The sequence below is a fragment of the Nocardioides sp. IC4_145 genome, from assembly GCF_011250565.1.
GTDB lineage: Bacteria > Actinomycetota > Actinomycetes > Propionibacteriales > Nocardioidaceae > Nocardioides.
In genome coordinates, this window is record NZ_JAANMS010000072.1 from 1 (window position 1) to 15,002 (window position 15,002).

The 15,002-nt window shown below is 73.6% G+C and carries 10 protein-coding genes; 6 read left to right on the forward strand and 4 right to left on the reverse strand.

Annotation, left to right across the window (positions count from 1 at the left end):
* Positions 1-2,969 (forward strand): ExeM/NucH family extracellular endonuclease (locus tag G6553_RS20090; protein ID WP_166196819.1); only part of this gene is annotated, 2,969 nt, incomplete at its 5' end.
* Positions 2,970-3,084: 115 nt separating this feature from the next.
* Here the strand turns inward: G6553_RS20090 and G6553_RS20095 are convergent.
* Positions 3,085-4,866, reverse strand: a complete 1,782-nt coding sequence (locus G6553_RS20095; protein WP_166196821.1) for a glycoside hydrolase family 15 protein — start codon at positions 4,864-4,866, stop codon at positions 3,085-3,087.
* A gap of 87 nt (positions 4,867-4,953) precedes the next feature.
* On the opposite strand from G6553_RS20095, the gene G6553_RS20100 reads away from it, so the two are divergent.
* Positions 4,954-5,442, forward strand: coding sequence for a CinA family protein (locus G6553_RS20100; RefSeq protein ID WP_347565830.1), 489 nt, complete (start codon positions 4,954-4,956; stop codon positions 5,440-5,442).
* A gap of 32 nt (positions 5,443-5,474) precedes the next feature.
* Complete coding sequence (locus tag G6553_RS20105) at positions 5,475-5,792, forward strand: helix-turn-helix transcriptional regulator (RefSeq protein WP_166196823.1); 318 nt, start codon at positions 5,475-5,477, stop codon at positions 5,790-5,792.
* Between the two features lie 27 nt (positions 5,793-5,819).
* Here the strand turns inward: G6553_RS20105 and G6553_RS20110 are convergent, their stop codons facing one another.
* Positions 5,820-6,620, reverse strand: coding sequence for an Fpg/Nei family DNA glycosylase (locus tag G6553_RS20110; protein WP_166196825.1), 801 nt, complete (start codon positions 6,618-6,620; stop codon positions 5,820-5,822).
* Positions 6,613-11,259, reverse strand: coding sequence for an ATP-dependent helicase (locus G6553_RS20115; RefSeq protein ID WP_166196827.1), 4,647 nt, complete (start codon positions 11,257-11,259; stop codon positions 6,613-6,615). The genes G6553_RS20110 and G6553_RS20115 overlap by 8 nt, the downstream gene beginning before the upstream one ends.
* A 92-nt stretch (positions 11,260-11,351) precedes the next feature.
* Between G6553_RS20115 and G6553_RS20120 the strand changes: the two genes are divergently transcribed.
* The 3 genes from G6553_RS20120 (at position 11,352) to G6553_RS20130 (ending at position 14,582) form a co-directional block, all read left to right on the forward strand.
* Entirely contained in the window at positions 11,352-11,582 is a 231-nt protein-coding gene (locus G6553_RS20120; RefSeq protein ID WP_166196829.1) for a hypothetical protein, read from the forward strand.
* A 62-nt stretch (positions 11,583-11,644) separates the two neighbouring features.
* Positions 11,645-13,879 carry a glycoside hydrolase family 3 C-terminal domain-containing protein gene (locus G6553_RS20125; RefSeq protein WP_166196831.1) on the forward strand — a complete coding sequence of 745 codons (2,235 nt, stop codon included), beginning with the start codon at positions 11,645-11,647 and terminating at the stop codon, positions 13,877-13,879.
* A 46-nt stretch (positions 13,880-13,925) separates the two neighbouring features.
* Positions 13,926-14,582: a hypothetical protein gene (locus G6553_RS20130; RefSeq protein ID WP_166196833.1), complete on the forward strand. Its 657-nt coding sequence runs from the start codon at positions 13,926-13,928 to the stop codon at positions 14,580-14,582.
* On the opposite strand, the gene G6553_RS20135 is transcribed toward G6553_RS20130, so the two are convergent.
* Positions 14,518-15,002 (reverse strand): WYL domain-containing protein (locus G6553_RS20135; protein WP_166196835.1); only part of this gene is annotated, 485 nt, incomplete at its 5' end. The genes G6553_RS20130 and G6553_RS20135 overlap by 65 nt on opposite strands.

A 15,002-nucleotide genomic window follows, 5' to 3' on the forward strand; every position in this document is an offset into this window, starting at 1 on the left:
GTCTTGTCATGCCCTCATCCGGGCGTTCCCCCCGCAGGCTCCTCGCCTCGCTCTCCGGTCTCGCCGTCGCCGCGACCGGACTCTCCTTCGCGCCGCTCCCCGCGCACGCTGCTCCTGACGGCAGCGGCCTCGTCATCAGCGAGGTGTACGGCGCCGGCGGCAACAACGGCGCTGTGTACAACGCCGACTTCGTCGAGCTCTACAACCCGACCGACCGCGCCATCTCGGTCGCGGGCATGTCCATCCAGTACCGGTCGGCCAACGGCAACCCGGGTTCGTCACCGGCTCCGCTGTCCGGAACCGTCCCCGCCAGCAGCTACTACCTCATCCAGATGAGCGCGGCCGGTACCACCGGCGCGGCTCTCGCGAACCCCGACGCCGCGCCGGCGAAGTTCAACATGGCTGCGGGCGGCGGTCAGGTGATCCTCGCCAGCACCACCTCGGCGATCGCCACGCAGGGCGACCTCGCCGGAGCGCCGAATGTGGTGGACATGGTCGGTGCCTCGGGCTCGACGAGTTTCGAGACCAGTGCGACCTCCGCCAGTGCCACAGCAACACAGTCGCTGAACCGTGCGGCGAGCGGAGGTGACACGGACGTCAACAGCGCCGACTTCCGTCTCGCGGCGCCGAGCCCGCAAGGCAGCGGGAGCGCCGGTGGACCAGAGCCCGACCCGGAGCCGGAGCCGGAGCCGACCTCGACGACCATCGCCGAGATCCAGGGCACCGGCATGACCTCCACCATGGTCGGTCGGACGGTCACCACTCGTGGCGTCGTCACGGCCGTCCCGGAGCGCCTGTTCGGGTTCTACCTCCAGACGGCTGGCAGCGGGGCCACCGCCGGCGCCGCGTCCGAGGGGATCTTCGTCTACTACCCCCAGGGCAGCGGTGAGATCACGGTGGAGCCGGGCGACCACGTCGAGGTGACCGGTCAGGTCGCCGAGCACGCCGGCCAGACGCAGATCCGGTCGGGCGCGGCGAGCACCCAGGTCCTCACGGAGCCGGCAGCGCCGCCCGTCGCTTACGCAGGAGACTGGCCGGCGACGCCGAAGGCGAAGGAGGCGCTCGAAGGCATGCTCTTCAGCGCCGACGACTACGAGTTCACCGTCAGCGACACCTACTCGACCAACCAGTTCGGAGAGGTCGGGCTGGCGCTGGGTGACAGGCCGTTGATCCAGCCGACGGAGGTCGCCGACGCCCAGGACCTCGCCGCGATCGCTGCGGTCGAGGCGGACAACGCCGCCCGGGCGATCACCCTCGACGACGGCTCGAGCACCGACTTCTCGCGCAACCCGACCCTCACCCCGGCGTACGTCTCGACGACGGCTCCGGTCCGGGTGGGCGCCGCGGCGGACTTCACGGGTGACGTCATCATCACCGAGGGTGGTGCTCCGGACTCGCCGAGCTACCGGTTCCAGCCGGTCCGCTCGGTCGACGCTGCTCGCGACTACACGGCCACCGCGCAGGTCGTCTTCGAGAACACCCGGACCAACGCGCCCGACGAGGCGCTGCTGTCGGCTGACGGGACGCCGGACGTGAAGGTCGCGGCGTTCAACGTCCTGAACTACTTCACGACGCTGGGTGCCTCGACGCGGGGCTGCCAGTCCTACACGCACGCCAGCGGCGAGCAGAACAACGTCCGCACCGGTTGCGACCCGCGAGGCGCGTGGGACGCCCAGGACCTCGAGCGACAGCAGGAGAAGATCGTCGCGGCGATCAACGCCCTCGACGCCGACGTGGTCGGGCTGATGGAGATCGAGAACTCCGCCCGTCTCGGCGAGACGCCCGACGAGGCCACCCAGACCTTGGTGGACGCGCTGAACGCCGACGCCGGCGCCGGCACGTGGGCGGTGAACCCGTCCTCGAGCGAGCTGCCCCCGGCGCAGGACCAGGACGTCATCACGAACGCGCTGATCTACAAGCCGGCCGCGGTCGAGCGGGTGGGTGAGGCGCGCGCGCTGGACGCGAAGGACGGCGCGTTCAGCAACGCCCGGGAGCCGATCGGTCAGGTCTTCGAGCCGGTCGACGGCGGTGAGGAGTTCCTCTACGTCGTCAACCACTTCAAGTCCAAGGGCTCCGGTGCCGACGACGGCACCGGCCAGGGCAACGCCAACCCGGACCGCGTGGCGCAGGCCGAGGCGCTCGTCGAGTGGGTCGGCGGGGTCCAGATCGAGACCGGCGTCGACGCCGTGCTCCTCGGAGGCGACTTCAACGCCTACACGATGGAGGACCCCATGCAGGTCCTCTACGAGGAGGGCTACGAGGATGTCGTGTCCGCTGCAGGCACGGGTGAGTTCTCCTACTCGTTCAGCGGCCTCTCCGGCTCGCTCGACCACATCGTCGCCAACGCGGCCGCGATGGAGCACTTCACCGGCGCGGACATCTGGAACATCAACGCCCCGGAGTCGATCGCCTTGGAGTACAGCCGGTTCGGCTACCACGGCAGCGACTTCCACGAGCCGGGCCCGTACCGTTCCTCCGACCACGACCCGGTCATCGTCGGCCTCGACCTCGTCGACGAGCCGACCGTCCCCGGCCCCACGGACCCGGGCCCGACGAACCCCGGTCCCACGGACCCGCCGACGCCGGGTCCGACGGACCCGACGGACCCCGAGCCCACGGACCCCGAGCCGACGGACCCCGAGCCGACGGACCCGACGGAGCCCCCGGCCGTAGAGCCGGTGACCCCGGAGATCAGGTCGTTCTGGTACCCGAAGAACGTCGTCGCGGGGAAGACCCGGGCGACGCTGACGGTCAAGGTCTTCGCCGACGGTGAGGCCGCGGACGGCTGGGTGCGCGTGTCGTTCCCCGGCAAGAAGACGAAGGTCGTGAAGCTCGAGGACGGCGTGCTGAAGGTCAGGCTGTGGAAGTTCGGCGGCGCCGGCGACAAGGCACTGACGATCACCTACAACGGCCGAGGCGACGTCGCCCCCAGGACGATCGAGCGGGTCGTCACCGTCGTGAAGAAGTAGCCAGCAGCACTGTCAGCGAGCGGGAGTCGACCACCACGGTCGGCTCCCGCTTGCGTCATGCGGAGGGAGCACCCGCTCGCCCCGTCCGCATGACGTCCGCGGGATCGGGCCGGCGCTACGCCGTCCGGCCCGCCTCGGCCAGCACGAGCGCGGCCTGGACGAGCGTGAGGTGGCTGAAGGCCTGCGGGAAGTTGCCGGTCATCCGGTTGGCGACGGGGTCGTACTCCTCCGACAGCAGGCCGACGTCGTTGGCGAGCGTGGCCAGGTGGTCGAAGAGGGAACGGGCGTCGTCGAGCCGGCCGGCGAGGGCGTAGGCGGAGACGAGCCAGAAGGAGCAGGGGAGGAAGGGGTGCTCGTCGCCGGTGAGGCCGTCGACGCCGGTCTCGGTGCGGTAGCGCAGCACCAGCCGGTCGCGCACCAGCTCCCGCTCGACCGCCTCGATGGTGCCGAGGACGCGGGGGTCGTCGCCGGGCAGGAACCCGACGAGGGGGAGCACCAGCAGTGACGCGTCGACCTCGTCGGTGTCGTAGTGCTGGGTGAAGGTGCGCTTGTGCTCGTTCCAGCCGCGGGTGAGGACCTCCTCGCGCACCTCGTCACGGATCCGCCGCCACTCCTCGACCGGCCCCGCCAGGTCGTGCTCTTCGACCGCCCGCACCGCGCGGTCGAACGCCACCCACACCATCGCCTTGGAATGGGTGAAGTGGCGTGGCTCGCCGCGGATCTCCCAGATCCCGTGGTCGGGCTCGCGCCAGTGCTTGGCCAGGTCATCGACCAGCGCGCGCTGGAGCGCCCAGGCGTCGGGGTCGGCCCGTCCGCGGACGGCCCGCACGCGGTCGAGTGCGTCCATCACCTCGCCGAGCACGTCGTGCTGCTGCTGCACGGCCGCGCCGTTGCCGATCCGGACCGGCAGCGAGCCCTCGTAGCCGGGCAGGTGCAGCAGCTCGTGCTCGGGCAGGCGGCGTGCGCCGTCGATGGCGTACATGATCTGGAGGTCCTCGGGGTCGCCGGCGACCGACCGAAGCAGCCAGTCCCGCCAGACCATCGCCTCGTCGGAGTAGCCCGCGTCGATGAGCGAGGTGATCGTCAGCGCGGCGTCGCGCAGCCAGCAGAAGCGGTAGTCCCAGTTCCGCTCGCCCCCGATCTCCTCCGGCAGCGACGTCGTCGGCGCCGCGACGATCCCGCCGGTGGTCTCGTGGGTCATCAGCCGCAGGGTCAACAGGGACCGCTGCACGAGCTCGGCTTGGGGCACGTCGCCCCGGCACACCGCGATCCAGCTCTCGTCGTCCTCGATGCTCTCCTCGACGCGGTGACCGAGGTCGTGGAGGTCGTCGAGCGGCACGTGCGAGGGCAACCAGGTCATCGTGAAGGTCAGGTCGTCGCCCGCGGTCACGTCGAAGACGTCGTTGTGGCTGTGGTCGCTCGCGCGGGGGAGCCGCGGTCCGCTGAGCACGAGCTGGTCCGGGCCGGCGATGGCGACGATCACCTCCTCGCCCCGGATCCGGTGGCGGCGCACCCAGGGGTGCACGGCGCCGTAGTCGAGCCGGATCCGCCACTCGTGGCGCAGCCGCACCGTGCCCGACACCCCGGTGATGCGGCGTACGACGTCGGCCCGGTCGTCGCCCGGCGGCATGTGGTCGGTCAGCCGCACCACGCCGTCGGCGGTCGTGAACGTCGTCTCCAGCACCGACGAGGCGCCGAGGTAGCGCCGCTCGGTCGAGTAGACACCGTCGGGCACCAGCTGCCAGTGGCCGTGCTCGGTGGTGCCGAGCAACGCCGCCAGGCAGGCGGGGGAGTCGAAGCGTGGGAGGCACAACCAGTCGATCGAGCCGTTCGTGCCGACGAGCGCCGCCGTGTGGCGGTCCCCGATGAGTGCGTAGTCCTCGATCGGCAGGGCCATGCCGCGAGGCTAACGGGGCGGACCCACCTGCGCCCCCGAGGACGGGCGGCCGCGGCCCGTCACCGCGGTGGTCCTAGCATCGGGCGGGTGATCGACGTCGCCGCCCGCGTGCACCTGACCCTGCGTGCCGGTGGGCACACGATCTCCTCCGCCGAGTCGCTGACTGGCGGACGGTTGGCCGTGAAGCTGACCGAGACGCCGGGCGCCTCCGAGACCTTCCTCGGCGGGGTCGTCACCTACGCCACCGAGCTCAAGCACAACCTGCTCGAGGTGCCGCAGGAGGTCATCGACGAGCACGGCGTGGTCTCCGCAGAGTGCGCCAAGGCGATGGCGGTCGGCGTGCGGAAGATGACCGGCTCGACGTACGGTGTCGCGACCACCGGCGTGGCCGGTCCGGGGGAGCAGGAGGGCAAGCCAGCAGGCACCGTGTTCGTCGGGCTGTCGGGTCCGGGACTGCTGAAGGCGATCGAGCTGCAGCTCGGTGGGGACCGCGGCACGATCCAGGAGCTCACCGTGCAGCAGGCACTGTCGGCGCTCGAGGACATGCTCGGCACGGAAGAAATCGCGATCGGGTAGCGTTGGCCAACCGACCAGGAAGGGGAACCCGCATGGTGCTGTTTCGTCGGCTTCTCGGCGACGTGCTCCGCGAGCGCAGGATGCAGCGCGGGATGACCCTCCGACAGGTCTCGGCCGAGGCGCGCGTCAGCCTCGGCTACATCTCCGAGATCGAGCGCGGCCAGAAGGAAGCCTCCTCCGAGCTCCTCGCGTCCCTCTGCAGCGCGCTCGACGTCCCGCTCAGCGACATCCTGCGCGACGTCTCCTCCGCGGTCGCCGTCGAGGAGGCCGCCCTGGCCCCCATCCCGATCACCGCCAGCAAGGTCGCGGCTCGCCGCGGCGCCGGCGAGGTCGTCGCCTCCGCCGCCTGACCCGGCTGCTGGTCGGCTCCCGGTCGGTCAGCCCGACCGCGCCGGTTGGCAGGACGGGCACCAGTACGCCGCGCGCTCCCGGCCGGCCGGCCCGGTCATGGTCACCGCGATCGGCGTGCGGCACCGGCGGCACGGCGACCTGTCCCGCCGGTAGACCCACATCCGCTCCCGCTCGCGCAGGTCGCCGGTGGTGGACTGCACGGCACGCTCCTTGTTGAGCTCGAGCATCTGCTTGCCGCGGCGGACCAGCCGCGGCAGGTCGGCCACCGCTGCGACCGGGTTGCGCGGGTCGACGCCGGAGACGAAGCAGAGCTCGGCCATGTACATGTTGCCGATGCCGGCGAGGTTGCGCTGGTCCAGCAGCGCCTCCCCGATCGGCCGGTCCGGCTCGGCGAGGAGCCGGCGCAGCGCCTCGTCCTCGTCCCAGTCGGGCCCGAGCAGGTCCGGCCCGAGGTGACCGACCACCGAGTCCTCCTCGGCGGTCGGCAGCAGCTCGACGATCCCCAAGGTGAACCCGACGGCGACGCGGTCGTCGGTGGTGAGGACCACCCGAGCCTGGTGCGCGGGTCGCTTCCACGGCTCGCCGTGCCGGTGCACCCGCCACGCGCCCTCCATCTTCAGGTGGGTGTGCAGCGTCCAGGCGCCCTGGTCGCCGTCGATCCGCGTAAGGATGTGCTTCCCGCGCGACAGCGACCGCACGACCATCGAGCCGGCCAGGTCGGCCGTCGCGTGCTGCGGGACCCGGAAGTCTGTGCGCTCGAGGACGTGGCCCGACAGCGTCCGGTCCAGCAGCCGCGCGGCGCGGTGGACGGTGTCGCCCTCAGGCACCGGCACCTCGCAGCCGCAGTCCCTTGGGCGTCGAGACGAATCCCGCCGCGGTCAGCGCCTCGCGCAGCGGCGTCGCCCCGGAGCCGAGCAGCTGCTCGCCGTCGGCACGCTCCACGGTCAGCCGGCCCAGCGAACCCCGGCGCGCGGCCTCGGCCAGCGCCTGGGCGGCCGGGGTGAGGCGCTCCTCCTCGTCGGACCAGGTGAGCAGGGTGCGGCCGCCGCGCTCGACGTACATGGTCAGCACGCCGTCGACCAGCACCACCATCGCGCCCGCCTTGCGACCGGGACGGTGGCCGGCGGCCGGCTTGCCGTCGCCCGCCTCGCTCTCGACGACCCGCTCGGGCCACGGCAGCGCAGCGCCGTAGGGGTTGGCCGGGTCGGTCGCGGCCAGCGCGACCGCGACCGGCTTGGCGTCGGGCGCCAGCTCCGAGAACGTGCGCAGCCGGTCGATCGCGCCGGACGTGCCGAACTGCGCGGCGCCCAGGCCCTCGACGAAGTAGCCGCGCCGGCAGCGACCGGAGTCCTCGAACGCCGACAGCACCTTGTACGCCGCCGCGAACCCGCCCGGGAGCCGCTCGCTCACGACCGCACCGCGGATCACCACGCCGTGCCGGTCCAGCAGCCGCTCGGCGGTGGCGTGCGCACGCCGGGTGGGGTCGTCGTCGATCTCGGGGAGCACCGCCCAGCGGCCGGCGGTCTCCGGCGGGCCGGTGCGCGCGGGCATCCGGCCACGGGTGGTCTGGCTCATCCGGACCCGCGGCGCGGCCCGCTTGGTGCGGTGGCTGGCCGACCCGGCGCGCACGAGCGCGCGCAACGGGGTGAGCGTGTCGTTGCTGATCCGACCCGCCCACACCAGGTCCCACAGCGCGGCGGAGACGGCCGGGTCCGGGGTGGCGCCGACGACGCCGGTGACGGTGTCGGCGAGCTGGCGGAAGAAGTAGGCGCCGCCGGGGGCGAGCGCCTCGAGGATCGCCTGGTGGAGCTCGCTGTGCTCGAACGGCTCGTGCTCGGGCAGGGTCAGGGCTGCTGCGTCGGCGAGGTGGAGCGAGACCCAGCCGTCGGACCCGGGGAGCGCGCCGTGGCCGGCCCAGACCACCTCGCCGGACGCGGTGAGCTCGTCGAGGTAGGAGGACTCGTAGTCGCGCACCCGGGCCGAGAACACGAGCGGCTCCAGCGCCGAGGCGGGGACGGGGCAGCCGGCGAGCTGCTCGATGACCGTGAGCACGCCGTCGACGCCACGCGGTCCGCGACCGGAACCGATGTCGACGTGCTGCCAGGCGGTGAGGAACCGGCCCAGGGCGGCCGGCTCGACCGGCTCGACCTCCTTGCGCAGGCGCGCGAGCGAGCGGCGGCGCAGGCGGCGCAGCACCTCGGCGTCGCACCACTCCGAGCCGGAACCGGAGGGGCGGAACTCCCCGTCGAGCACCCGCCCCTGCCCGGCCAGGCGCTGGAGGGTGTGCCGGACGACGGCCTGGCCGAGCCCGAGCCGGTCCGCGCACTGCTCAGTGGTGAACGGTCCGTGGGTGCGCGCATAGCGTGAGACCAGGTCGGCGAGCGGGTCCTCGACCGGCTCGGTGAAGATCGAGGGCGTGCCGGGTGGCACGGCGACGCCGAGACCGTCGCGCAGGCGAGCGACGTCCTCGATCGCCGTCCAGCGCTCCTCGCCGGCCATCCGGACCTCGGCGACGCGGCGCGCGTCGGCGAGCGTGCGCAGCCAGCTGGCGGCGTCGCCATCCTCGACGCAGCGCAGGGCGACCTCGGCGGTCGTGAGCGGGCCCAGCCCGCGCAGCAGGTCGGCGACGCCCTCGGCGTCCCGGGCCCGGCGGTCGGGGTGCAGCCGCTGCACCTCGGCCTCGACCTCGGCCAGCACGTCGGGGTCGAGCAGCTCGCGCAGCTCCGCGCGGCCGAGGAGCTCGGCGAGCAGGCCCTGGTCGAGCGAGAGGGCCGCGGCCCGGCGCTCGGCGATCGGGGAGTCGCCCTCGTACATGAACTGCGCGACGTACCCGAACAGCAGGCTGCGCGCGAAGGGTGACGGAGCGTGCGTCGAGACGTCGACGACCTGCACCTCGCGCCGGTCGACGCTGCGCATCAGCGCGACGAGGGAGGGCAGGTCGTAGACGTCCTGGAGGCACTCGCGGACGGCCTCGAGGACGATCGGGAACGAGGGGTACTTCGAGGCGACCTCGAGCAGCGCGGCCGAGCGCTGGCGCTGCTGCCACAGCGGCGAGCGGCGACCCGGGTCGCGCCGGGGGAGCAGCAGCGCGCGGGCGGCGCACTCACGGAAGCGGGAGGCGAACAGGGCCGACCCGCCCACCTCGGTGGTGACCAGGTCCTCGATCTCCTCGGCCTCGAACACCACGACGTCGCCGCCGGGCGGGTCCGCGTCGGTGTCGGGGATCCGGATGACGATGCCGTCATCGGAGGCGACCGCCTGGCCGTCCACGCCGTACCGCTCGCGCAGCCGGGCGTTGATCGCCAGCGCCCACGGCGCGTGCACCGGCGTGCCGAAGGGGGAGTGCAGCACCAGCCGCCAGTCGCCGAGCTCGTCGCGGAACCGCTCGACGACCAGGGTCCGGTCGGTCGGCAGCGCGTTGGTCGCCTCGAGCTGCTCGTGGAGGTAGGTGACGAGGTTGCCGGCGGCGTAGGCGTCGAGACCGCGCTCGCGGGCGACCGCCTCGGCCTTCGGCGGCGGCAGCGCGCCGAGCTCGCGGGTGAACGAGCCGATGGCGGCGCCGAGCTCGGCGGGCCGGCCGGGGGCGTCACCCTTCCAGAACGGCAGCCGGCCCGGGATGCCCGGCGCCGGCGTCACCAGCACGCGGTCGTGGGTGATGTCCTCGATCCGCCAGCTGGTCGCGCCGAGCGCGAAGATGTCGCCGACGCGCGACTCGTAGACCATCTCCTCGTCCAGCTCGCCGACCCGCTTCCCCGGGCCCTCGCCGCCGACGAGGAAGACCCCGAACAGCCCCCGGTCGGGGATGGTGCCGCCGCTGGTCACGGCGAGCCGCTGTGCGCCGGGGCGACCGGTGAGCGTGCCGTTGACGCGGTCCCACACGATGCGCGGTCGGAGCTCGGCGAATTCGTCGGAGGGGTAGCGGCCGGCGAGCAGGTCCAGCACGGCGTCGTACGCCGAGCGGGGGAGCCCGGCGAACGGCGCGGTGCGGCGGACCAGCTCGAAGAGGTCGTCGGCCTGCCACGCCTCCATCGCGGTGACGGCGACGACCTGCTGGGCCAGCACGTCGAGCGGGTTGGTCGGGACGCGCAGCGACTCGATCGCGCCGGTGCGCATCCGCTCGACGGCGACTGCGGTCTGCGCGAGGTCGCCGCGGTGCTTGGGGAACAGCACGCCGCGGGAGACCTCGCCGACCTGGTGGCCGGCCCGGCCGACCCGCTGCAGGGCGCTCGCGACGCTGGGCGGGGACTCGATCTGGACGACCAGGTCGACCGCGCCCATGTCGATGCCGAGCTCGAGGCTGCTGGTGGCGACCACGGCCGGGATCCGGCCGCGCTTCAGGTCGTCCTCGATGAGCGCGCGCTGGTCCTTCGAGACCGAGCCGTGGTGGGCCTTGGCGACGACGGTCGCGTACGGGTCGTCGGCCGAGACCGGGCGGGATGACCCCGACTGCGCCATGACCTGGGCCGGTGGCCCGGTCTGCCCGCCGCCGGTCTGGCGCTCGAGCGCGTCGGGAGGCGGCGCGGCTCGCTCGGTGGCGATCTCGTTGAGCCGGGCGGTCAGCCGCTCGGCCAGGCGCCGGGAGTTGGCGAAGACGATCGTCGAGCGGTGCTGCTCGATAAGGTCGACCACCCGCTCCTCGACGTGCGGCCAGATGGACTGCGCGCGGGCCGGGTCCTCGGAGTCCTCGTCGTACCCCTCCGGCGCCGTCATGTCCTCGACCGGGACGACGACCTGGAGGTCCCACTCCTTGCTGGCGGGCGGCGCGACGATCTCGACCGGGGCGCTGCCGCCGAGGAAGCGCGCGACCTCCTCGAGCGGTCGGACCGTCGCCGAGAGGCCGATGCGCTGGGCCGGGCGCTCCAGCAGCGCGTCGAGCCGCTCGAAGGTGAGCGCGAGGTGCGCGCCGCGCTTGGTGCCGGCGACCGCGTGGACCTCGTCGAGGATCACCGTCTCCACGCCGCGCAACGACTCGCGCGCCTGCGAGGTGAGCATCAGGAACAGCGACTCCGGCGTCGTGATCATGATGTCGGGCGGGCTGGTGACCAGCTTGCGGCGGTCGGCCGCCGGGGTGTCGCCGGAGCGCACGCCGACGGTCACCTCCGGCACCTGGGTGCCGAGCCGGTCGGCGGTCTGCCGGATGCCGGTCAGCGGCGTGCGGAGGTTGCGCTCGACGTCGACCGCCAGCGCTTTCAGCGGCGAGACGTAGAGGACGCGGCAACGCTTCTGCTTGTCCGCGGGGCGGGGCTCGGTCAGCAGCCGGTCCAGCGACCACAGGAACGCCGAGAGCGTCTTGCCCGAGCCGGTCGGCGCCACGACCAGCGCGTGCCGGCCCGCGCCGATCGCCTCCCAGGCGCCCGCCTGCGCGGGCGTCGGCGCGGCGAACGCAGCACGGAACCACGTGCGGGTCGCGTCGCTGAAGCGGTCCAGCGCGCCGGTGGTGTCGGTCGGGTCGGGCACGTCGTCCATCCTCGCTCAGGGCACCGACAGTGCTCCTGGTCGAGCGGTCGGAGGCGCCGCAGGGCGCTTGTGCGGACCGTTGCCCGGGTACGTTCGGGAGCATGAGCCAGGAGCACCAGCACGACGCCACGGACCAGGACCGCATCGACCGCCGCGCGGAGCTCCTGCCCGAGGAGGAGACCGTGGGCAGCGCGGACCCCGAGGCCCAGGCCGCGGCGATCCTCGAGGAGTCCGACGCGCGCACCGAGGACCCCGAGGGCACCCAGGGGGAGTTCGGCCAGACCGGCGCCCGCACCTCCGAGCAGGCCAGCCACACCCCCACCGGCGCCTGAGGCGGACCTGCCGCCTCGACGGACCTGCGTGACTGCTGTCACGTCCGGCCGTTGTACGACGCGTGACGAGACGTCTGGCGACAGCAGTGGCAGCGGTGGTGGCGATGGTCGTCGTGGGAGCGGGCGCCGTGGCGCCGGTGCCCGGCACGGCAGGGGCTGCCCAGGCGGCCGCCGGTCCGTGCGCGGCGTGGATGGACCGCGGCAAGACCGCGGACCAGCGCGCCGACGCCCTGGTGGCGGCGATGGACCTGCCGCAGAAGCTCCACATGCTCACCTTCGACGACCCACCGTGGTTCCTCTACTACGGCACGGCCGGCCACGTCGGCGCGACGCCGGAGCTGTGCATCCCGGACCTCGTCCTCAGCGACGCCGGGTCCGGCGTGGCGGGCCTGCAGATCGCGACCACGACGTTCCCCTCCGGCGTCGCGCAGGCCTCCACCTGGGACCCCGTGCTCCAGCGTCGCCTCGGCCGCGCCATCGGCAAGGAGGCGCACCAGAAGGGCATCAACGTGATGCTCGCGCCCGGGATGAACATCGCGCGGACGTCGTTCGGCGGCCGCAACTTCGAGTACTTCGGCGAGGACCCGCACCTCGCGGCGCGCACCGCGGTCTCGGTGATCAAGGGCATCCAGGACAACCCGGTGCTGGCCGACGCCAAGCACTTCGCGGTCAACAACCAGGAGACCGACCGGATGACCGTGGACGCCCGCGTCGGCGAGCGGGCGATGCGGGAGATCTACCTGCCGGCGTTCGAGGCGGCGGTCAAGGAGGCCCGGGTCGGCTCGGTCATGTGCGCCTACAACCGCGTCAACGGTCCCTACGCCTGCCAGAACGACGCGCTGCTCACCAAGGTGCTCCGCGACGACTGGGGCTTCGACGGGTTCGTGGTCTCCGACTGGGGCGCGGTGCACTCCACCGCCCGCTCGGCGATGGCCGGGCTGGACCTGGAGATGAACGCCGTCGAGAGCCCGCTGCCGACCGGCGGCATCTACGGCGCGGGCAACCGGTTCTTCGGCGCCGACCAGCTCCGCGCGGCGCTCCGCAGCGGTGCGCTGACGCGCGCTCGACTGGACGACATGGTCCGCAACATCGTGCGACCGATGTTCGAGCACGGGCTCTTCGACCGGCCGGTGCGCCCCGGTCTGCTGCCGTTCATCCGCGACGTCAGCTCGCCGGCCCACCTCGCGCTCGCCCGCCGGGTGGCCGCGGAGGGCACCGTCCTGCTGAAGAACCGTCGTGGCCTGCTCCCGCTCGACCGGTCCGGTGGGCGCACCATCGCCGTGATCGGCTGGGCCGCGAACCCGGTGGGCGCGGCCAACGCCACCGCTGGGGGCGGCTCGTCGCACGGCTCGGGCCTGCCGCCGCGCGTCGTCTCGCCGCTGCAGGGCATCCTCGCGCAGGCGGCACGGAACGGCGACCGCGTCGTGTACGTCGAGGGCTCCTCGGGGCTCGACGCCCGGCTCGCGGCCGCGGCGGCCGACGTGGCGGTCGTCGTCGCCACCGACGGCGCGACCGAGGGCGCCGACCGGCCGGACCTGGGGCTGCGGCCCAGCGTGTGCCTCACCGTCTTCTGCACCGCGATCCCGATCGAGCAGGAGCGGATGATCGAGGCGGCCACCGCCGCAAACCCGCGGACCGTCGTCGTCCTCGACGTCGGTGGTCCGGTGCGGATGCCGTGGCTCGCGAAGGCCGGCGCCGTCCTCGTCCCGTGGTACGGCGGCCTCGAGCACGGCAACGCCCTGGCCGACGTGCTCTACGGCGTCCGCGAGCCCGGCGGTCGGCTGCCGCAGACCTTCCCGACGACCGAGCGACAGGTGCCGTTCACCCAGGCGCAGTACCCCGGCCGGGCCGGCCGGGCGACGTACTCCGAGGGCCTGCTCGTCGGCTACCGCTGGTTCGACGCCAAGCGGAAGAAGCCGATGTTCCCCTTCGGCTACGGCCTGGGCTACACCCGGTTCCGCTACTCCGGCCTCGCCGTGCGTCGCGACGGCGCCGGCGCGGTCGTCTCCTTCCGGATCACCAACACCGGCAAGCGGGCCGGCGCCGACGTCCCGCAGGTGTACGTCGCCGCGCCGGCCGGCCGCGGGGAGCCGCCCCGCCAGCTCAAGGGGTTCCGCAAGGTGCGCCTGGCCGCAGGCCGGTCGACGCAGGTGCGGGTACGCCTGGACCGCCGCGCGTTCGCGCACTGGGACAGCCGTCGCGACCGGTGGGCGGTCGAGCCGGGCCGCTACGGCGTGCTGGTCGGCCCGCACTCGCGCGACCTGCGCCTGCGCGGCGCCGTGCAGATGCGAGGCTGACCCGGCCTGCCGGGACCGGGACCGGCCTCGAAGGAAAGGTTGTCGGATGACGCGACGTCGGACGTGGATCGCGGTGGTGGCCGCCGTCGTGGTCGCAGCGCTCGTCGTGGTGCTGTGGGTGCGCGACCATCGTCGCGAGGAGGAGTGGACGCACGGCGACGACGTCCAGGTCGGCGCCCAGGTGGCGGCCGCCCGCGGTCGGGTCTTCGCGGACGCGGTGGAGGCGGCCGGCGGACCGCGACGGCCGACCCTGCCGGGACCGCAGAGCGTGGCGGTGCGGGTGGAGTGGTCGGGGTCGCCGGACCCCGGCGGCTGGTACGAGTTCATCCTCCTCGACGGTCGTCTCGAGCCGGCCCGTCCGGTCCCGGCGGACAGCGCCTGGGCACCGGGGGAGGAGACGGGTGCGGACTGGTCGGGCGCCTACGACGCGCTGGCCGAGCACTACCCGTGGCTGTCGGGGACCGCCGAGCGGCGGGTGGCCGGCGGCTGGACCTCCGACCACCAGGCTCTCGGCCTGCGAGCGCGGACCGACGGCACCGGCACCCTCGTCTACCGCCTGCCCCGCGCCGCGCTGCCCACGTCGGCGCCGGAGCGCGACCTGCGCCTGGCCATGGTCCACGTCGACGCCGACGGCGAGGTCAGGTGGGCGAAGGAGGTCCCGCTCGAGCGCCTGCCCGTGCCAGCCGCTCCGCCGTCCGCCTGACCTCGTCGCGCAGCTCCGGCGGGCCGACCACCTCGAAGTCCGCGCCGAACCGGGTCACGAGCGCGACCAGCCCGGCCCACGACCACGACCCGACGATGAGCCGGCAGCGGTCGGGGCCGAGCGCCTCGACGAGGCCGTCGGAGGCGAACGGGACGACCTCCGACGCCGCGAGCGCGAGCACCACCTCGCCACGACAGGGCCAGTCCGCGGCGGAGCCCGTCGCCCCACGGAGCCGCCCGGTCAGGTACGCCGCCACGTCGGCGCCGCCGGGCAGGTCGCGCGGCGTGAAGCGCGGGCCGGTCGGGGTGCGCGGCGCGATGCGGTCGACGCGGAAGACCCGCCAGGCGTCGCGGTCGAGGTCGAAGCCGACGAGGTACCACCGGCCCGCCCGCGTCACCACGTGGTGCGGCTCCGCCCGGC

Coding starts and splice junctions, on each gene's coding strand:
- G6553_RS20115 (WP_166196827.1), bottom strand. CDS start 11,259: ATGGACGACGTGCCCGACCCGACCGACACCACCGGCGCGCTGGACCGC.
- G6553_RS20130 (WP_166196833.1), top strand. CDS start 13,926: ATGACGCGACGTCGGACGTGGATCGCGGTGGTGGCCGCCGTCGTGGTC.
- G6553_RS20120 (WP_166196829.1), top strand. CDS start 11,352: ATGAGCCAGGAGCACCAGCACGACGCCACGGACCAGGACCGCATCGAC.
- G6553_RS20095 (WP_166196821.1), bottom strand. CDS start 4,866: ATGGCCCTGCCGATCGAGGACTACGCACTCATCGGGGACCGCCACACG.
- G6553_RS20105 (WP_166196823.1), top strand. CDS start 5,475: ATGGTGCTGTTTCGTCGGCTTCTCGGCGACGTGCTCCGCGAGCGCAGG.